21 protein-coding genes and 1 tRNA gene are annotated in these 17,006 nt (G+C 64.5%); 10 read left to right on the forward strand and 12 right to left on the reverse strand.

From position 1 onward, the window contains the following. The first annotated feature begins 1 nt into the window (after window position 1). Window positions 2-196 (forward strand): cold-shock protein, encoded by a 195-nt coding sequence (locus tag NGM15_RS05160; protein ID WP_179259303.1) that lies wholly within the window; start codon window positions 2-4, stop codon window positions 194-196. A gap of 251 nt (window positions 197-447) precedes the next feature. Here the strand turns inward: NGM15_RS05160 and NGM15_RS05165 are convergent, their stop codons facing one another. Then, window positions 448-645 carry a DUF7333 family protein gene (locus NGM15_RS05165; RefSeq protein WP_253436168.1) on the reverse strand — a complete coding sequence of 66 codons (198 nt, stop codon included), beginning with the start codon at window positions 643-645 and terminating at the stop codon, window positions 448-450. Between the two features lie 92 nt (window positions 646-737). After that, window positions 738-1,511, reverse strand: a complete 774-nt coding sequence (locus NGM15_RS05170) for a hypothetical protein (protein ID WP_253436171.1) — start codon at window positions 1,509-1,511, stop codon at window positions 738-740. A 134-nt stretch (window positions 1,512-1,645) separates the two neighbouring features. On the opposite strand from NGM15_RS05170, the gene NGM15_RS05175 reads away from it, so the two are divergent. Both NGM15_RS05175 and NGM15_RS05180 read left to right on the forward strand, forming a co-directional pair. Next, entirely contained in the window at window positions 1,646-2,029 is a 384-nt protein-coding gene (locus tag NGM15_RS05175; protein WP_253436174.1) for a PaaI family thioesterase, read from the forward strand. A 54-nt stretch (window positions 2,030-2,083) separates the two neighbouring features. Then, window positions 2,084-2,656, forward strand: coding sequence for a hypothetical protein (locus tag NGM15_RS05180; protein ID WP_253436177.1), 573 nt, complete (start codon window positions 2,084-2,086; stop codon window positions 2,654-2,656). Window positions 2,657-2,691: 35 nt separating this feature from the next. Here NGM15_RS05180 and NGM15_RS05185 read toward each other — a convergent pair whose 3' ends face one another. Both NGM15_RS05185 and NGM15_RS05190 read right to left on the reverse strand, forming a co-directional pair. After that, window positions 2,692-4,467, reverse strand: a complete 1,776-nt coding sequence (locus NGM15_RS05185; protein WP_253436180.1) for a YcaO-like family protein — start codon at window positions 4,465-4,467, stop codon at window positions 2,692-2,694. Between the two features lie 130 nt (window positions 4,468-4,597). Further along, window positions 4,598-5,293, reverse strand: a complete 696-nt coding sequence (locus NGM15_RS05190; RefSeq protein ID WP_253436182.1) for a ThuA domain-containing protein — start codon at window positions 5,291-5,293, stop codon at window positions 4,598-4,600. A 272-nt stretch (window positions 5,294-5,565) separates the two neighbouring features. On the opposite strand from NGM15_RS05190, the gene NGM15_RS05195 reads away from it, so the two are divergent. Together NGM15_RS05195 and NGM15_RS05200 are read left to right on the forward strand one after the other, a co-directional pair. After that, a complete protein-coding gene (locus NGM15_RS05195) occupies window positions 5,566-6,702 on the forward strand; it encodes a Gfo/Idh/MocA family protein (RefSeq protein WP_253436185.1) in 1,137 nt (378 codons plus the stop codon). A gap of 69 nt (window positions 6,703-6,771) precedes the next feature. After that, window positions 6,772-8,103 carry a hypothetical protein gene (locus NGM15_RS05200; RefSeq protein WP_253436188.1) on the forward strand — a complete coding sequence of 444 codons (1,332 nt, stop codon included), beginning with the start codon at window positions 6,772-6,774 and terminating at the stop codon, window positions 8,101-8,103. 146 nt (window positions 8,104-8,249) lie between these two features. Here NGM15_RS05200 and psmB read toward each other — a convergent pair whose 3' ends face one another. Continuing rightward, the gene (gene psmB, locus NGM15_RS05205; RefSeq protein ID WP_253436190.1) at window positions 8,250-8,981 is read right to left on the reverse strand and encodes an archaeal proteasome endopeptidase complex subunit beta; all 732 of its coding nucleotides are present in this window, start codon (window positions 8,979-8,981) and stop codon (window positions 8,250-8,252) included. Window positions 8,982-9,125: 144 nt separating this feature from the next. Further along, window positions 9,126-9,302: a hypothetical protein gene (locus tag NGM15_RS05210; protein ID WP_253436193.1), complete on the reverse strand. Its 177-nt coding sequence runs from the start codon at window positions 9,300-9,302 to the stop codon at window positions 9,126-9,128. 327 nt (window positions 9,303-9,629) lie between these two features. Between NGM15_RS05210 and NGM15_RS05215 the strand changes: the two genes are divergently transcribed. The 3 genes from NGM15_RS05215 (at window position 9,630) to NGM15_RS05225 (ending at window position 11,327) form a co-directional block, all read left to right on the forward strand. Then, window positions 9,630-9,986, forward strand: a complete 357-nt coding sequence (locus NGM15_RS05215) for a DUF555 domain-containing protein (RefSeq protein ID WP_253436195.1) — start codon at window positions 9,630-9,632, stop codon at window positions 9,984-9,986. 68 nt (window positions 9,987-10,054) lie between these two features. Then, window positions 10,055-10,594: a CBS domain-containing protein gene (locus tag NGM15_RS05220; RefSeq protein WP_253436198.1), complete on the forward strand. Its 540-nt coding sequence runs from the start codon at window positions 10,055-10,057 to the stop codon at window positions 10,592-10,594. Between the two features lie 76 nt (window positions 10,595-10,670). Then, window positions 10,671-11,327, forward strand: coding sequence for an HAD family hydrolase (locus NGM15_RS05225; protein WP_253436201.1), 657 nt, complete (start codon window positions 10,671-10,673; stop codon window positions 11,325-11,327). An 18-nt stretch (window positions 11,328-11,345) separates the two neighbouring features. Here NGM15_RS05225 and NGM15_RS05230 read toward each other — a convergent pair whose 3' ends face one another. The 6 genes from NGM15_RS05230 to NGM15_RS05255 all read right to left on the reverse strand — a co-directional run bounded on the left by NGM15_RS05230 (window position 11,346) and on the right by NGM15_RS05255 (window position 14,860). Then, complete coding sequence (locus NGM15_RS05230) at window positions 11,346-12,044, reverse strand: HAD family hydrolase (RefSeq protein ID WP_253436203.1); 699 nt, start codon at window positions 12,042-12,044, stop codon at window positions 11,346-11,348. Then, window positions 12,041-12,547, reverse strand: coding sequence for a double winged helix-containing putative transcriptional regulator (locus NGM15_RS05235; RefSeq protein WP_253436206.1), 507 nt, complete (start codon window positions 12,545-12,547; stop codon window positions 12,041-12,043). Before NGM15_RS05235 ends, NGM15_RS05230 begins: the two co-directional genes overlap by 4 nt. Before the next feature lie 7 nt (window positions 12,548-12,554). Continuing rightward, complete coding sequence (mch, locus tag NGM15_RS05240) at window positions 12,555-13,499, reverse strand: methenyltetrahydromethanopterin cyclohydrolase (protein ID WP_253436209.1); 945 nt, start codon at window positions 13,497-13,499, stop codon at window positions 12,555-12,557. A gap of 65 nt (window positions 13,500-13,564) precedes the next feature. Continuing rightward, window positions 13,565-13,876, reverse strand: a complete 312-nt coding sequence (locus NGM15_RS05245) for an MTH1187 family thiamine-binding protein (RefSeq protein WP_253436212.1) — start codon at window positions 13,874-13,876, stop codon at window positions 13,565-13,567. 216 nt (window positions 13,877-14,092) lie between these two features. Then, the gene (locus NGM15_RS05250) at window positions 14,093-14,443 is read right to left on the reverse strand and encodes a HalOD1 output domain-containing protein (protein ID WP_253436214.1); all 351 of its coding nucleotides are present in this window, start codon (window positions 14,441-14,443) and stop codon (window positions 14,093-14,095) included. 332 nt (window positions 14,444-14,775) lie between these two features. Further along, a tRNA-Leu gene (locus NGM15_RS05255) sits at window positions 14,776-14,860 on the reverse strand. Between the two features lie 148 nt (window positions 14,861-15,008). On the opposite strand from NGM15_RS05255, the gene NGM15_RS05260 reads away from it, so the two are divergent. Continuing rightward, on the forward strand, window positions 15,009-15,533 hold the full coding sequence (locus NGM15_RS05260) for a helix-turn-helix domain-containing protein (RefSeq protein WP_253436217.1): 525 nt from the start codon (window positions 15,009-15,011) through the stop codon (window positions 15,531-15,533). Between the two features lie 84 nt (window positions 15,534-15,617). Beyond that, window positions 15,618-16,853 (forward strand): alanyl-tRNA editing protein, encoded by a 1,236-nt coding sequence (locus NGM15_RS05265; RefSeq protein ID WP_253436219.1) that lies wholly within the window; start codon window positions 15,618-15,620, stop codon window positions 16,851-16,853. Window positions 16,854-17,006 lie beyond the last annotated feature (153 nt).

Consider the following 17,006-nt stretch of genomic DNA (forward strand, 5'->3'; position numbering starts at 1 on the left):
AATGGCAAACGGTAAAGTTGATTTCTTCAACGACACAGGCGGCTACGGTTTCATTTCGACGGACGACGCAGACGATGACGTATTCTTCCACATGGAAGACGTCGGCGGCCCGGACCTCGAAGAAGGCACAGACATCGAATTCGACATCGAACAGGCCCCCAAAGGCCCCCGCGCGACGAACGTCGTCCGCAACTAAGTTCTGACGCCGGGCTGTCGTCACCGACCGTCCGGACGAGTACTTCGTTTAGAATACGCTCGTGGTGAGCGCCCGCTCCGTTGCGACTGGTCGGAAGCGACGAGTCGGGGCGGGATTCGTCACGATTCGAGACTCACAACTCGAGATTCATCGCTCGAGCCTACCGGTTAACACCCGTCACTCTCTCTTTCTAATCACATGACAGTTACTGCTCGAACCGCTCGAGAAATGCTCTAAAACGGGTGACGCGATCAGCGCATCGCCCGGTACTCGCCGTGTTTGACGCCGATCGCGAGCATGATCGCGCCGAAGATGGCCATCGACGGCAGGACCATCGTCAGGATCGTACCGGTCGTCATACCCGGCATCATCGTGAGGGCAGCGGTCCCGACGGCGATGATCGCGACGAACGCACCGACGGTCTTGACGAGGTCGAACTCGAGTGCCATATGCGAACGTCGGTTGCGAAGATTCCTAAGAATACCGAAACGATGCGCCCGTTTCCGTCGGTTGCTGGAGTTGCCGGATAGCGAGGACTCGGTTACTCGCCCGACGGCCGGACGACGTTCGCCAGTGAGACCATCGTCCCGAGGAACCAGCCCATCGGGAACGAGAATCCGAGCCACATGGCCGCGTAGGCCGCGCCCTCGAGCTGGTAGTTGTCCCGCAGGTACTGGTTGAGGTCCCCGACGACGAAGACGGTGTCGAGGAGCCACACGGCGAGGTCGTAGCTGGGTTCGAGGACGTAGGGCTCGAGCGAGGGGGTCACGAGCGCGGCGACGACCGGGGGCAAGAACAGGGCGGTCATCGCGAAGGGGTAGGCGAGAATCACCGAAAGTGCTCGCCCGCCGAATTTCGAACAGGCGGCTGCGAGTGCGGTCGAGATCGTCGCGACGCCGCTCGCTGCGGCGACGGCGTAGACGGCGTCGAGAGGGACGTCGACTTGCTCCATGTACGACATCGCACCCCAGGCGATGGTCAGCAGACCCCAGCCCAGCAGGGCGACGGCGGTGACGCCGACGATGCCGAGTCGGGTTCGCGTCGAGTCGAGTTTCGCCGCGTAGTAGCGGGTCGCGAGACCGATTACGGTGAACGGATACACGAGTAGAATGCCGAGGGCACCGACGAGACTCCAGAGATAGTAGCCCACTTTCTGCGGGAGCGATTCCGGTTTCCACTTCCCCATGACGGAGTGGCCCCGGCCACGCTGACGGGGGAAGACGAGCTCCATCCACGCTCCGTGGAGCCGTGCCAGGTCGACTTTCACCGCGGCGACGAATCCGCCACCGCCACGGGAGTGTGCGCGCGTAGACATACTCAATCCAAAATACTGTGATACCGTAAGTTTTCCTCCTCGAGACCGTCTCGATTTCACGATCGTTTCGAGACCGTCTCGACCGTCACACGCGATCCCCATCGTTTATGCACCATCCCAAACCATCCTCGAGTATGGACATCGAGTCTTTCTTCGAGGAGATGCCGTTCGCCGACCTGCTGGGCGTCGAGGTCACCGAAGCCGAAGACGGTCACGCCGAAGGCCGCCTCGAGATACGCGAGGAACTGTCCTGGAACGCCGATCGGCTGATGGCCCACGGCGGGGTGACGTTCACCCTGGCGGACACCGTCGGCGGGGCGGCGCTCGTCTCGGAGGTCGACCAGCCGGTGCCGACGATCGACATGCGCATCGACTACCTCTCGGCGGGCACGGGCGACCTCCACGCCGAGGCCGACGTCGTCCGCTGTGGCGGGGACGTCGGCGTCGTCGATGTCGAAGTCTACAGCGAGGACGATACGTTGATCGCGGACGCTCGGGGCGTGTACAAGACTGGCTGAAACTCGAGCGAAGGAATCAGTACGCTTAGGAGAGTCCACTCCCTAGCCGGCGGTGTGAACCGTCGGAACGTCCTCCAGGCGATCGGTGTCGGGGCAAGCGTCGGACTCGCCGGCTGTTTCCAGGGCCTCGGTGAGTTCTTTACGGGAGGCGGAATTCAGCCGAACACGCCGATCCTGATCTTTAACGAAGCCGAATTCTCGTACAACGTCGCGATCGAGGCGCAAGAAGCCGAGACTGGGCGGAAGACCTACGACGAGGGCATCAACATGATCCCCGGCGAGCGGGCCGTTCCTCGCCGCATCGAACGAAGCCCGCAGCAGTTCCGGGTCACCCGGCACGGACGCGACGGCGAGGACGGGGGCCCCGGCGAGGATCTCGTCGAGACCGGCCAAATTACGGAGGAGACTCAGCTCGTGAGCGTTCGGATTTTCGACGACACTCTCGAACTCGAGATAATCGAGGACGAGGACGAAGCGGAGGCTGAGCAGGAAGAACTCGAGGAGGAGGCGAACGACTCCTCCGAGAATACGTCGGGCTCGACCGATAACGAGGGCGACTCGACCGATAACGAGGACGACTCGACCGATAACGAGGACGAATCGAAAGAGAATACGACAGGCGACTGATCGTTCGATCGGCGCCGCCGAGACGAAATACTGAACTACGGATAGGGATGGAACGCCCGTTCGAGCCGCGGTTCGAACCCAAGTTCGTCGGGGACCGTCTCGGCTCGAGGCGCGAAGTAGGGCTCGCCCGTGAACAACGGCTGCGCTTCGGGGACGACGACGCGCACGGCCTCGAACCCGATTCGCTCGACATCCCGCGTCGTGAGCCGGGCGGCGTACGGCGTCAATCCGGCGTCGGTCACGCGCTCGAGCAGCGCCTCGAGTCTCGCCGCACCAGTCGGCACGGGATCTGGGCTGACGGACGAAGCCGAGACCCGCTGCGCGTCACCGACGTCGACGAACTTCCTGGCCCGGTCGGGAAACGACCCGTACTCGCCGATGGCACCGCTCGCGTTTTCGGCCTCCTCCGGCCCCATTCCTCGAAGCTCCGTCCAGTTCTGGAGCGCCTCCCCGAGCGCGCTCGTCGCGGCAGCGTCGACGTCGAGTCCGGCGGCCGAGCCGACGGCGAAGTGGGGCCACGGATCCCCGTACTCCTCGGTGGGGGTATCCAGGTCGCGGTGAACGGCGACGGCTACCACGGGGACGTCCACGTCCTGTGAGCACAGGAGCGCCGTCGTCTCGAGCCCCTCGCTCCTCGCTCGCCTGGCGAGCGTCTCGTAGACCTCGGCCTCGGCCTCGACTTCGAGGGCCGACGGTTCGAACGTGGAGTACCACGCGAGCATCGTGGCGTCGCGTTCGACGACCTCCGTTAGCCCGGAACGGAGCGCGTCGACCGTCGACGAGCCGAGACCGAGTCCGGTCGTGATCGACGGCACCAGCGAGTCGCCAGGCTGGGGGAACTGGACCGCTGCCGCTGGAAGGTGGGTAGACTCGCGGCTCTCGAGGGCGACACCCTCGACCCATCGGCGGTCCTCGTCGGGATCGTACTCGGGGGACGAGTCCGGTCGAACGAGGTCGGTCGGCGAGACGGCGTTCTCGAGAGCGGTTTCGCTGGCGCGAACGAAGTCCGCATCTCGGTAGATGCCCGCACAGTAGCGTTCGAGGCCTTCCCCGACGGCCTTCATCAGCGCCTCGTTCCAGTCGACGGCGACGCCGGCGGCCTGGGTCGGCGCGCTCGCGTCGCTGTAGGCCGTCGTGTCGGCCACCGTCGCGAGGTAGTACGGGACCGGGAACGACTCGAGTTCGCCGATGGATTCGACGATGCCGACGCGGTCGTCGATGGCGAGTTCGGCCCGGTCGACGGCCGCCTCGAGGTCGAGCGATTCGTCGTCCCCGAGGTCGAGGGATCGATCCCGTTCCGAGGGCTCGCACGCACAGCCTGGAACGGGAAGCAACCGTCGCCTGGCGTGGGGAACCTCGCGAACCTGCCCGATGATCGTCGGTTCCGCTCCGCTGAACAACCGAATGCACTCCCGGCCGGCGATGGCCCCTGCGAGCCTGGCCGCGCTCCGGTTCGCGCGGGGACGGCCGTCACCGACGTCCTCGTCCTGGAGCGTCGACTCGACGCGGGCCTCGAGACACGAGAAGCAGGCCGTGTCGGCGGCGAACCCCGAGATTGCGGCGTCGACTGCCTGGATCGGCTGACTCCCGACGCCGCCAACTTCGACGGCGATCCAGGGCGTGTTTCCCTCACGAGCGGCCGCATTCGCGTGCTCGAAGGTCTCGGCGCCGACGACGTCGCTCACGATGGCGAATCGGGCGTCGCTCAGATCGTCGGGAGTTGCGTCGACTGCCGATACCGAGTCCACATCGTCGAATGCGGCGACGACGGCCGCGCGGACGGGGTCGTCACCGACTACGTGTACGTCCATACGCGACCGTCTCGCGCCGGCGGCAAAAACGCGCCGCTCGAGGTCGGGTTTCAGAGCGCGTTCGCCCCGAGTTTACGTTTGTGTCCGAGGTCGGACCCAGTTCGCGTGCCCGACGCAGGCCAGGACGAACTCAGTCTCGCTCGCCGAACGTCCGCGGAGCGCCCTCTGTGGCCGTGGCCCACTCGACAGCGTTCCGGATCACCCGCTGAACGTCCTCGTTCTCGTAGATCGGAATCGTCTCGTGGCCGGGCCGGAAGTAGAAGATGCGGCCGCTTCCACGCCGGTAACAGCAGCCGCTGCGAAACACCTCGCCACCCTCGAACCAGCTCGTGAAGACCAGGCGGTCGGGTTCGGGGACGTCGAAGGGCTCGCCGTACATCTCCGTCTCCGGGAGTTCGATGCACTCGTCCAGGCCGTCTGCGATCGGGTGGCCGGGGTCCACGACCCACAGGCGTTCAAGGCCGTCATCTTCGCGCCACTGGAGGCTACAGGTGGTCCCCATGAGGCGCTTGAAGATCTTCGAGTAGTGGCCGGAGTGAAGCACGAGCAGACCCATCCCCTCGAGGACGCGCTCCTGGACTCGGTCGACGATTTCGTCCTGGACCTCGTCGTGTGCCGTGTGTCCCCACCAGAGCAGGACGTCGGTTTCCTCGAGCACGTCCGACGTGAGCCCGTGTTCGGGTTCGTCGAGCGTCGCCGTGGTCACCTCGTGGTCGGCCTCGAGGAAGCCGGCGATGGTCGCGTGGATACCGTCGGGGTAGACAGCGGCGACCTCGTCGTTCTCCCGCTCGTGTCGGTACTCGTTCCAGATCGTGACAGTGGCCATCGTGAAGCGGTTCGACATCGAGACTGAAAGCGTGGGCGGTCCCGGCGGCGGCTGACGGGGTCGTAAGCTGGCACTAGCGGTAGGGACGCTGACATTCGTCGGGGAATCGACAAGAATTCGAATCCAACTGGTACGAATATATAGGCGACATGGGTCACAACCCTTATTTTGATCGCCAACCCGGTTTTCTCTATGGGAGCGTTCTTTCGCATTCGTTTTCAGATGAAATCGGGCATTACCCGACTACGAGTCGGTAAATCGGGGGTTACTCGATGAGCGAGGCCAGCACCGGGACGGGCACCGGCATCGGAATCGGCGTCGGTATCGTTGGCCTCGGTGGGATGGGGCAACTCCACGCCTCGAACATGCGTCAGGAGGGCGCCGATATCGTCGCCGGTGTCGATCTGGTCAAAGAACAGCGCGAACGGTTCGGTACGGAGTTCGGCGCCGAGACGTACGACTCTCACGAGGCCATGCTCGACGACGAGAGCGTCGACGTTGACGTCGTCGTCGTCACGACGCCGAACAAGTTCCACGAGCCAATCGCGGTCGCCGCGCTCGAGGCCGGTCGCCACGTGCTGGTCGAGAAGCCACTCGGTCACACCCTCGAGAGCGCCGAACGCATCGCCGCGGCGGCCGAGCGCGCCGAGGGGATCTGTATGGTGGGGTTCCACAACCGCCACGCCGCGTCGGCGGCGATGTTCGACGCCTACAAGTCCCAGGGTCGATTCGGCCGGCTGACCCACGTCGAAGCTAACTACGTCCGTCGACGCGGGGTCCCCGGCCCCGGTTCCTGGTTCACGAACCCGGACCTCGCTGGCGGTGGCGCCCTCCTCGACATCGGCGTCCACGCCATCGATCTCGCGCTCTACATGCTCGACTTCCCGGACGTAATCGAGGTCTCCGGCACGGCTCGTACCACGTTCGGCACCCAGAAGGAGTACGCCGATCCCGACGGGTTCGGCAATAACTGGAACGCGACAGTCGAGACGTACGAGGTCGACGACTCCGTCAGCGCCTTTATCCGCTGTGCCGACGGGCGAACGATCACCCTCGAGGCGGGCTGGGCGACGAACCGCGACCCCAGCCAGGAGTTCCACGTCCGGGGAAGCAACGCCGGTGCGCAGTTCGAAATCGGCGATTCGAACCTCGAGTTGCTCGAGGCGGGTACCGCAGGCTGTGACCACTACGCGGACACCCAACTCACCGGCGACACGTCGGTAACCGGCCACTACGAACAGGATCGTGTCTTCCTCGAGACGGTCGTCGCCGGCGACGAACCGACGACCAACACGGTCGACGAGGCCTTGACCGTTCAGCAGGTCATCGATGCAATTTACCGCTCGAGCGAGACGGGACGAGCGGTTCGCCTCGAGGACACGCACAAGGCGACCCGGACGCTGGACTGAGCCGGTTTGGCTGGGTCGTATCAACCAGAAATACTCTTTGTCCTGTATTCAAGAGCGAGACGTATCGTAATGAATTATGTTGGGCGAAGACGGCTGTTACAATCGCTGGTTCTCGGCGGGTTCACCACGGTCGCGGGCTGCCTGACGGCCGATTCTCGAGACAGTGATGGCGGCGCAAAGGGCGAACCCTCGAATACCACCGTCGACAGCGATGGTGTCGATGACGACGAGTCCAAAACCGACGACCAGTCCAACACCGACGACGAGGCCGAGGAAATCTATGAAGCACGTGACGAACCACTCTTTCGCCAGTGGACACCGGCGGTAGATGCCTACGATTACGATGGGACTCCAGGATTCCTCGAGATCGACGTCCAGGCCGCCTACGATATGTCTGCTACGGCCTCGAGCGTCGACCGAGCCGAACTCGAGAAGGCCGTCGAAGCGTACAGCGCACTCGGCATCTCGAGTGAAGAGTTGGACCGGTACCTCAATCTAAACGTGGGTGAGATTCTTTACGGTTCGTTCGATCCGAGTGTCGTTACCGACGCCATCGAAACAGCAGGGTACGCCGACGCGAGCAGCCACGGAGCGTACGAAGTGTACGACGGCGTCTCCATCCAGGACGGCGACAGGGTACTGCTGGAGGACTCGGCCGTTGCCGTCGGCCCGTCCACCCTCGTTGTCGCGCCCACAGCGGGGCTGATCGACGAGAACGCTGCGGATTCGTCAACGTTGTCGGTTGGGTCGCTCCTGGAAACGGGAGGGGCGTCAGGCGCCACACTTCCCGAGACGCACGACGACGTCGGCACGCTCCTGGAGGTGCTCGAGGAAGCGATCGTCCCGAGCGGGGAAAGTTCGTATTTATTTTGTCTCGCTCCTGATAGTCCCGGGCGACCATCGTACGAACCGGGTGGGTTCATCGTTTCCTGGTCGTTTGGGGCCGAACGCACGGAGCTATCGACCGCCTGGATATACGATGATCTGGAAACGCTCCACGAAGAGCGCCCACGCTCCCATATCGAATCGTGGCTTCCACTCGAGTACTACAACAAGACGTCGGTGTGGACGACCGACCGCGTGGCCGTCTACGAGGGATGGATCGAGACGACGGCGTTCAACTATTTCGAACCGCCAGCAGACGTGGCGCGCCATACCGGACCACAGGCGGGCCTCAGCCTGGACGAAGAGGACGGCGAGGCCGTGATTACGATCACCGTGATCGAACACCTCGACGCACTGCGGATCGAACGAAACGGCGAGACGGTTCGGACTGACGGCGATCCCGCGGTCGGCGAAACCCACACGATCTCAGTCGAAGCGGAAGACCGAATCGTCGTCGTCGGTGTGTACGAGGGGACGGAGTCGATCCTGCTCGAGCACGTCGCCCACGGGTACTGAGTTACTAGCGGTTCCAGATTACGAATCGATCGGCACAGCCGCTAGAGGAAATGTGCAGTGCCCCTCGAGAGAGACGCGACGGTCATTACTCGTCGAGGGCGGGAAAATGGGTTCGTTCAGGCCCTGGTCACTCGGGCCTCACTCGTTCAGATGACTTCTTCGAAGTCGTTGTGGCCGTGGATCTCGACGCCGTCCTCGGTGATCTCGCAGAGGAAGACGCCGTTTCCGGAGCCGGTGTCGCGCTCTGCGGCGGACTTGATACTCCGGGCGGCGATGGTCATCGCCTCGTCGTTCGAGAGCCCCTCCTCGTAGGCCTGCTCCAGGTGGCCGTAGGCGAGTTGCATGCCGGAGCCGGTGACGGTGTAGTCGTCTTCCATGACGCCGCCGGCGGGGTCGATGCTGTAGACGTGGCTCCCTTCCGCGTCGACGCCGCCCAGGATGGGGTGGATGGCGAAGAACGGGCCGCCGCGGGCGAAGTTGCCCGCGAGAGTGGCGAGCGCGTCGATGCTCATCTCGTCGCCGCGTCGGGCGCTGTAGAGGTTGACCTCGGCGCGGAGGCTCTTGATGAACGACTGGGCGCCGCCGACGCTGCCGACCATCGTCAGCGCAGCGGTCGGGTGAATCTGCTCGACCTTCTGGACGTTCTTGTTGGAGACGAAGCGACCGCCGAGGCTCGCGCGCATGTCCGTCGCGATGACGACACCGTCGGCCGTCGTGATGCCGATCGTCGTGGTCCCCGTCTTGTTCACGTTGTCCAGTTCGGCCTGCGAGAGGCCGTTCTGGGGGAGCGAGCCGAGTTCCGGCTCGTACGGCGAGGGCTCGTTCGCCAGCTGGTCGACGGTGCGAGAGAACTCGGAGTCGTGGGATGGCGTTCGCATTATCCGCATGTTACGGCCGACAGGGTATAAAACATCGGCGGTCACCGTGCTTCGTTCCGGTTTCGCCACGTCGCGTAACGCGGTGGCTCGAGGTCGGGTCGTTCACGACGGCTCGAGGTGGGTCTCGGCAGAAACGGTGGACGTTCAGGGCTCCGGCTGGGCGTTCTCGTAGGCCTCACCGACGGTGGCGAGCATCTTGTGGATCGGGATCGAAATCCCGGCCTGGCGGGCGGCGACCGCGAGCGGCATCATGACGATACCGACTGCGATGCACAGTTGATACAGTGCGAACAGGGACGCGTAGTACACGCGGGATATCATCGGCGTTCGGTCGATGGTCAGACCAGGTATATATATAAGCCTTGTTGCCCCGACAGCGCGTTGATGATTAATCAGGAAGATTTGAAGTCCGCGCCGTCTTGCGGTTCAAGTACAGTTGTGGAAAGGGCAACTGGATCCGCGTTGCTGCCCGAGGAATGGGTATCCAGACGCCAATACACGGGGGCGATTTCCATAACTTATGGCCAACGTAGGCCAACCGTGCGCGCATCTAAGTTTCGCGAGTATTCGACCAAATGATCGGTTTCGACGACGAACGGAGCGCGGCCAAACCGCAAAGCAGGAAACCCCGGGGCCCGACCAGGGAGTATGGCCAACTATCTCGTCGCGATGGAAGCCGCGTGGCTCGTTCGCGACGTCGAGGCGATTGACGACGCAATTGGCGTCGCCGTCAGCGAAGCCGGAAAGCGACTCAACAGCGAGAACATGGAGTACGTCGAGGTCGAGGTCGGCGCGACGGGGTGTCCCGCCTGCGGCGAACCGTTCGACTCCGCGTTCATCGCGGCCGAAACCGCGCTCGTCGGGCTCGCCCTCGAGATGGACGTCTTCAACGCCGACAGCGAGGAACACGCCTCCCGCATCGCGAAGAGCGAGATCGGCGGGGCGCTTCGGGACGTGCCACTGTCGGTCGTCGAAATCTTCGAACTCGACGACGACGAGGACTGACCCCAACGGCGGGTTCTCGAGACCGTCCCACCCAAACACATTTCTATAACCCGCGGTTATGTGCCGGTATGGACCTGCCGACGCCGACGGACCTCAGACAGCGCCGGAACGAACTGGAACTCACCCAGAGCGAACTGGCAAACCGGGCCGACGTCTCCCAGCCCCTAATCGCCCGCATCGAGGGCGGCGACGTCGACCCGCGACTCTCGACCCTGCGTCGGATCGTCAACGCCCTCGAGGACGCGGAGGGCGACATTATCCGTGCGGACGACCTCATGCACGAGGACGTGGTCAGCGTCGCCCCCGACGATCCGGTCAGCGAGGCCGCCCACCAGATGGAACGGGAGGCGTACTCGCAACTGGCGGTCATCCAGGACGGGATCCCGGTGGGCTCGATCAGCCAGACCGAACTGGTCCACCTGGACGAGGAGGACCGTAACGAACCTGTGGCCGAACACATGGCCGAGAGCTTTCCGACTGTTTCGAAGGACGCGACGCTCGACGAGATTAGCAACCTCCTCGAGCACTACAAGGCCGTCATGATCACCGAGGCGGGCCAGACCGTCGGCATCATCACCGAGGCGGATTTGGCGGCGCGGCTGTCCTGAGTTGTCGCCGTCGTCTCCAGCAATCGGTGGCCAGGGAACCGAAACGACCTTTCCCGACCAGTCTCTGCTTCCTGTCGTGACGACGACAGTCTACTTCGATCTCGACGGCACGCTCCTCAAGTACACGATGCCGTTCGACGACCAGTTTGCGAGTGTCATCTCAGAGGAGTCGACCGCGGAGATGGCCGCGCAGTTTTCGGATCAGGTGCTCGACGGAATCACCGGCATCAAACCGGATCCCTACGAACGGGCGTTCGAAGAGGTCTGCGACCGCTACGACCTATCGAGCGACCCGTCATCGCTCGCGACCGAGTACATCCAAACCCAGGCAGCGTCGATGACCATCGACCCCAGCGTAGGGCGCCTCCTGGAGACCGTCGCTGACCGTCACCGGACGGGCATCCTCACCAACGGGGACGGACCCATGCAGTGGCGCAAGATCGAGGAACACGGCCTCGACGAGATCGTGGACGAGGTCATCGTTTCGAACGACCTGGGTGCCCGAAAGCCCGATCCCGAGATTTTCGAGGAAGCGAAGGCGCGCCTGCCAGCGGACGCGTACATCTACATCGGAGATACGTACGAACACGACATCGTCCCGGCCCGCGAGCGGGGGTTCGAGACGGTGTATGTGGGCGACGAGGAGCGACCCGAGGCGACGGTCGCCGCCAGCGGGCCAGATGCCCTCGCCTCCCTGCTCCTCCCGCTACTGGAAACCACCGACGACCGGTAATTGCTGGGCCGGACGTCGTTACGACTCGAGCCAGGGTGACTGTTCGAGATCCGCCAGCGACTCGAGCGTGTAGTCCGGGCAGGGCGTCGGCTCCGCGGGAATGTCTTGCTCCGGGGGTACCCAAACTGACCGAATCCCGGCCGCTCGAGCACCTGCGACGTCGCTCGAGAGGGAGTTCCCGACGTACACCGCGCGCTCCGGATCCGTCTCGAGGGCTGCGAGCGCCCGCCCGAACGGCTCCGGATCGGGCTTCGGCGCCGTGTCGTACCCCGCAAAGACCGTCGTCTCGAACGCGTCGGTGAGGCCGATGGCGTCGAGTTTCTCGCGTTGCATCTCGGGGTCGCCGTTGGTGACGAGGCCGAGACGATACTCCTCACCAAGCGTCTCGAGGACGTCGGGAACGCCCGAGAGCGGATCGACCGCCCGCTGGTCGCGCTCGGCGGTGAACGCCTCCGCGACGGCGACGCCAGCGTCCCGGTCGAAGCCCGCTTCGACCGCCAGGTCGCCGAAGCACTGTTTGCGCAAGTCGGCGACGCTCGAGCTATCTTCGAGGTAGGCGCCGTACCGGTCGTAGTACGCCGACGGCTCGAAGAGCGGGTCGACGCCAGCGCGTTCGAACGCTCGTTCGAGAACCGTCGCCGGCGACCGGCAGTATCGACAGAGGGTGTCGTCCAGGTCGAACAGTACGGCGTCGACGGGCGTCGTGGGGGTGGTCATCCGTTCGTTCGACCGCCGTCTCGAGCGTACCCCTCGGGCGTTCGCTCGGCGAGGTCGAACAGGACCGCCCACTCGAGCAGTCGCCGGACGCGTTCGCCCCAGATCTCCTGGAGGCGGGTCCGGTGTTTGTGTTGCTCGTAGGCCGGGATTTCGTCGCGGAACGCCTCGAAGACGGCGTCGCCCGAGAGTGGTTCGTCGGCGGCCTCGAGAATTTCGAGGACAACGGGCACGCCGTAGACGCGCTCGCGGAACGGCTCGCGAAGGTGATCGGGGTCGGGGTCGACCCGTTCGCGGTAGAACCCAGCCTGCCCCTCTCGAGCGAGTTCGAGCGCCCGGAGGAACGTCAGCCAGGTCCGAGCTTCGTCTCGCGGGCTGATCCCCGTCTCGCGCATGATCCGGGCGCAGCAGTCGTCCTCGGTGCCGGGGACGAGGGGGACGGCTCGCTGGACGGTCTCGACGTACGCGAGGTCGTCGGGCGCCTCGGGGACGAGTTTGAACTGCATACAGATCTCAGCGGTCGGCGTCGAGGCCGAAGGAGTCGACCAGGACGTCCTCGTCCGTCTCGCCGTAAACGTACGTCGGGCCGCCGAGGACGTCCACGGTCACCTTCGCCGGGCCGAACAGGTCGGCCGACGTCTCCTCGAACGACCAGTCTCGATCCTCGAAGATGTCGGCGAACGGCGCGCCGTACTCCTCGCGCGCGCTCGAGATAACCGCGTCGAAGGCCTCGAAGTCCTCGCGGACCACGAGGTGGGCCGTCCCGCCGTAAGCGACGGCGTCGTTCGTTCGGCCGATGGCCGTCTGCTCGTCGCCGGCGACCGGCGGCACTGGCGCGCGCCCGGTTGCGGAGACGACGTCGAGCGGGTCGTAGCCGAGTTCCACGAGGTTGAACGTCGCGTGCTCTGCCACGCGGGCCGCGTTCGTGACGCTCCCGACGACGCTGGCGGTGGGGTAGGCCAGCAGGAAGACGCCGCTGGTCTCGACGCCCGTGAGGGCGGCCACCTGCTCGGCGGCGGCTTCCGTCGGGTGTTCGTCGGTCTCGAGCGCGAGCACCGTCAGGTCGAAGGCGTCGGTGTAGCCGATGCGGCGGAACTCCGTCTCCTCGGCGACGAGTGCGCGGGCGGGACCGCTTCCAAGGGCCTCGAAGTCCTCTGTCGTGAGTTCCCAGCTGGCCTTCTGTGAGCAGAGCAACGCCAGCCCGGGCTGGTCCGTCGAGAGTTCGACGTGCGGGATGGGGGCGCCGCCGATCTCCGTGAGGTCGCGACTCGGGGTCGCGAGTCCAGCCGTCTGGATCTCCGTACACAGCAGTCCCGCTTCGATGCCGCCGTCGAACTCGAGGCCGAAGTCGAGCACCGTCGTCTCGTTCTCGAGTTCGTACGCGCCCACGTTGAGCTCCTCGGTAAACTCGAGGGCCTCGTCGACGAGTTCGATGGCCATCCGGTTGAGACTCTCCATGGCTCGAGCTACTCGCTCCGCCTTCAAACCGTTTGTTAGTTGTAGCCAGGTGCAACTACTTGCGACTACTCGCGACTTCTGGCCGGCCGCTCGAGGTGGGACTCGACGGCGTCGACCTTCGCCGCCGCGGACTCGTCGCTCGTCCGCTTGTCGTCGATCTTGAGAAAAGTGCTGACGCGGTCGCCGTCGACCGCCTCGTGGGCCGCCTGTGCCGCGGCGAACAGTTCGTCGACGTTTTCGGCCTCGATGGTCGTCCCCATCGGTCCAGTTTCGTACTCGACGTCGTAGTCCTCGAGCGCCTCGACAGCGTTGGCCACTTCAGCCGACATGCTGTCCTCGACGACCGGTGCCGTGCTCAGAAAGCCGATGACCGTCATGGTCGACTCGAGACCGAGAAGGGAGAAATAGCTGTCCGTTGCGCGGGACTGTGAGATAGCCCAACGCGGAGGCCAGTGTCTGATGACGAGGTCGACGATAACGGGATCGGCGTCAACGAGACGACGACGTGTCGGGAACGCAACGCTCGTGTAGCCCGAGGCGGTACCGATACGGGCGGTATTGCTGTCGTTGGACGCCACTATCAGTGTCGAGCGTCAGCGAAGCGGTGACTGGCCGTTACCAGTCGGCGGGTAGACGAAGATGTCGCCGTTGGCGAAGACGTACACCTCGTGCTCGAGCGCGCTAAAGCACACGTGGCCGTCGAGTCGTCGTCCGCCGTCGTTCTTCGGGCTGAACAATCGCTCGAGGGCGTCGGGGTCGATGCTGTCGTACAGCGAGAATTCGCCCTGGGAGACGTCGACGTTCGCGATGTTCGAGAGGGCGTGTACGATCGTCGTCGTCAACGTCGCCGTGCCATCGGGGTCGTAGCGAAAGACGTACCGGCCGTTCGCCTGGTCGTAATTCGAGTCGTTCGTGCTGTCTGGGGGAGGGATTTCAGTTTGCATATCGGTACAAAGGGCTACGCAGTTTTCCAGGTGTCCGTACCGGGGCCGGACACAAAAGTCAATCGGCCCGAGAAACGGTCCGACGGCCTGTATTGCTCTCGAGGGACACCGTCAATACCTCGTGATGGTTTTCTGGGCCGACGCGAAAAACACGATCGTGATTCGGTGATTCGGTGGTATACGGATCCCTCGAGTCCATGCCTGTTCCCACGGCACTACCTGTAGATGGCGTTCGCACTCGAGTGGTCGGTTCGTCGGAAAGGATTATGCGTGGGTGATGTCCGCGAAGGGAGATCACCTGCATCGAGTGGTGGGATAATCCACCGTTGCGATGCGTGGGACCGGATTTGAACCGGCGGACCCCTACGGGACAGCGCCCTCAACGCTGCGCCGTTGGCCTAGCTTGGCTACCCACGCTCGCGGCGTCTTTCTGCACTTTCCGATATCCAACGGGCATATAAAAGCCCTTTCTTTTGCCGCCGGCTCTGGGGTGCCGTCACACAGAAACCGGTAATCGACGGGCAGTGAACGGTGCCTTGAAATGTTGGACCGGCCAATGGTAGTCATGGCAAAATACTCGACCGGCTCGTCGTCCGGCGGCGGCGGGACGAACTGCGAGCTCTGTGGCGCCGAAAGCGACTCGCTGCGTCGAGCGACCGTCGCCGGTGCCGACCTCGAGGTCTGCACGAACTGTGCCCCCCACAGCGACGAGCAAAAGCAGCGTAGTCGTCGTTCGGGGGGCTCTGGCTCCAGCGGCTCGCGATCCCAGGACGAACCCAACCGCAAGAAGAAGGCCGCCCAGAACGTCGCCCGGGCGAACCCGATCTGGGACGGCGACTCCGAACACTGGGAGAAAGAGGGAACGAACTACGACGACGACCCGCTACCGTATCTCGTCTCCAATTACGGTGAACGCGCCGAGGCGGCCCGCCAGGAGGCCGGCCTAAAGCGCGAGGAACTCGCCGAAGAACTCGGCTGCCGGGAGTCCGACCTGCTGGCCGTCGAACAGGGGCGAGCGACCCAGGCCGGCGTCGGCGGCGGGCTCATCACGGCCCTCGAGTCGGTCCTCGACGTCGAACTCGCCGAATAGTGCCCGGACCGTGCCAACACGCCCCCCAGACCGGGAGATGCCCCGGCGAGCAGACTTTTATCGGAGGCCGACGGAGTCCCACCAATGAGCGGTCAACGGGCAGCGGCCGAGCCCTACACAACGCGATTCGAAACCGAGGTGACGGCAGTCGACGGAAAACGCGTCTGGCTCGAGACGACGTACTTCTACGCCGAGGGCGGCGGCCAGCCAGCCGACCGCGGACGAATCGGCGACGTTCCCGTCGAGGACGTCCAGGTCGTCGACGGCGAGCACGTCCACGTCCTCGCCGATCCACCGTCGTTCAGGGCCGGCCACCGTGTCATGTGCTCGATCGACTGGTCGTTCCGGATGTACTGCATGCGCGCACACACCGCCAGCCACGTCCTCTACGGCGCCGGACGGCGCCTCCTCGAGGACCTCGGCTACGGTGGGTTCGACATCGGCGAGGAGAAGATCCGCGTCGACCTCGAGACGACGACCGAAATCGACGACGACGTCCTGATCGAACTCGACGACCTGGTCAATCGGGCGGTCTGGGAGTCCCGACCGGTCTCCTGGGAGGACGTCCAGGTCGCGAACGCGCGCGAACGCGACGAGATTGCGTTCAACGAGGCCACGGAGGAAGGCGCCTTCTCCAGGGGGCAGGTCCGCGTCGTCACGATCGGCTCGAAAGACGATAACGGCCGGACGACCAATGGGTCGAGCAACCCCTGGGACGTCGCGGCCTGTGGCGGCACCCACGTTCGAAACACTCGCGAAATCGGGCCCGTCACGGTCCTGGATCGGTCGAACCCCGGAGAGGGGCTCACGCGGGTCGAGTTCGCCGTCGGCCCACGAGCGATCGAGCGCCGGGCAGCCGAAAAGCGAGCGGCGTTCGCGGCGAAGCGGACGCTGGGGGCGGACGTCGGCTCGATATCGGACGCCCTCGACGATATCGTCAAGCGACAGGACGCCCTCGAGGCCGACAAGCGAACACTCGAGGCCGACCTCGTCGAACGAGCGCTCGAGGCAGCCGATCCCGTCGAACGGGATGGAGAGACGTGGCTCGTGACGAGCGTCGACGGACTCGAGCCTGAAGCGCTCGGGGATGCCGTTCGTGAAGCGTCGAATGCGCACGCGGACGTCCTCGCCGTCGTTGGCGAAACCGACTACACGTTCGCCGTCGTTCGAGCCGACGGAGCCGTCGATGCGAGCAACGTCGTCGACGATCTGTCGGCCGAATTCGGTGGCGGAGGCGGCGGCTCCGGGTCGTTCGCCCAGGCCGGTGGGTTCGACGCGACACCGGCCGACGTCCTGGACGCCCTCGACTCGGGCCTATAACCGATCGTCGACCGTTTTAGGCGCTCCGAGACATAGCCAATCCCTGCAGCGGCAGGGTCAACGCTTAGTCGCTCGAGAGTGACGAAACGGACGAACGAGCGTCGTGTTTTGCTCACGGCAATGTATAAGCTTTTACTACTATGCGAGTCAATG

Origin of the sequence: Natronosalvus halobius, from assembly GCF_024138145.1 — an archaeon.
GTDB classification, from domain to species: domain Archaea; phylum Halobacteriota; class Halobacteria; order Halobacteriales; family Natrialbaceae; genus Natronosalvus; species Natronosalvus halobius.

Coding starts and splice junctions, on each gene's coding strand:
- NGM15_RS05185 (WP_253436180.1), bottom strand. CDS start 4,467: ATGGACGTACACGTAGTCGGTGACGACCCCGTCCGCGCGGCCGTCGTC.
- NGM15_RS05190 (WP_253436182.1), bottom strand. CDS start 5,293: ATGGCCACTGTCACGATCTGGAACGAGTACCGACACGAGCGGGAGAAC.
- NGM15_RS05235 (WP_253436206.1), bottom strand. CDS start 12,547: ATGCAGTTCAAACTCGTCCCCGAGGCGCCCGACGACCTCGCGTACGTC.
- NGM15_RS05200 (WP_253436188.1), top strand. CDS start 6,772: ATGAATTATGTTGGGCGAAGACGGCTGTTACAATCGCTGGTTCTCGGC.
- NGM15_RS05245 (WP_253436212.1), bottom strand. CDS start 13,876: ATGACGGTCATCGGCTTTCTGAGCACGGCACCGGTCGTCGAGGACAGC.
- NGM15_RS05220 (WP_253436198.1), top strand. CDS start 10,055: ATGGACCTGCCGACGCCGACGGACCTCAGACAGCGCCGGAACGAACTG.
- NGM15_RS05170 (WP_253436171.1), bottom strand. CDS start 1,511: ATGTCTACGCGCGCACACTCCCGTGGCGGTGGCGGATTCGTCGCCGCG.
- NGM15_RS05230 (WP_253436203.1), bottom strand. CDS start 12,044: ATGACCACCCCCACGACGCCCGTCGACGCCGTACTGTTCGACCTGGAC.
- NGM15_RS05160 (WP_179259303.1), top strand. CDS start 2: ATGGCAAACGGTAAAGTTGATTTCTTCAACGACACAGGCGGCTACGGT.
- NGM15_RS05215 (WP_253436195.1), top strand. CDS start 9,630: ATGGCCAACTATCTCGTCGCGATGGAAGCCGCGTGGCTCGTTCGCGAC.
- psmB (WP_253436190.1), bottom strand. CDS start 8,981: ATGCGAACGCCATCCCACGACTCCGAGTTCTCTCGCACCGTCGACCAG.
- NGM15_RS05210 (WP_253436193.1), bottom strand. CDS start 9,302: ATGATATCCCGCGTGTACTACGCGTCCCTGTTCGCACTGTATCAACTG.
- NGM15_RS05250 (WP_253436214.1), bottom strand. CDS start 14,443: ATGCAAACTGAAATCCCTCCCCCAGACAGCACGAACGACTCGAATTAC.
- NGM15_RS05260 (WP_253436217.1), top strand. CDS start 15,009: ATGGCAAAATACTCGACCGGCTCGTCGTCCGGCGGCGGCGGGACGAAC.
- NGM15_RS05175 (WP_253436174.1), top strand. CDS start 1,646: ATGGACATCGAGTCTTTCTTCGAGGAGATGCCGTTCGCCGACCTGCTG.
- NGM15_RS05265 (WP_253436219.1), top strand. CDS start 15,618: ATGAGCGGTCAACGGGCAGCGGCCGAGCCCTACACAACGCGATTCGAA.
- NGM15_RS05165 (WP_253436168.1), bottom strand. CDS start 645: ATGGCACTCGAGTTCGACCTCGTCAAGACCGTCGGTGCGTTCGTCGCG.
- NGM15_RS05195 (WP_253436185.1), top strand. CDS start 5,566: ATGAGCGAGGCCAGCACCGGGACGGGCACCGGCATCGGAATCGGCGTC.
- mch (WP_253436209.1), bottom strand. CDS start 13,499: ATGGAGAGTCTCAACCGGATGGCCATCGAACTCGTCGACGAGGCCCTC.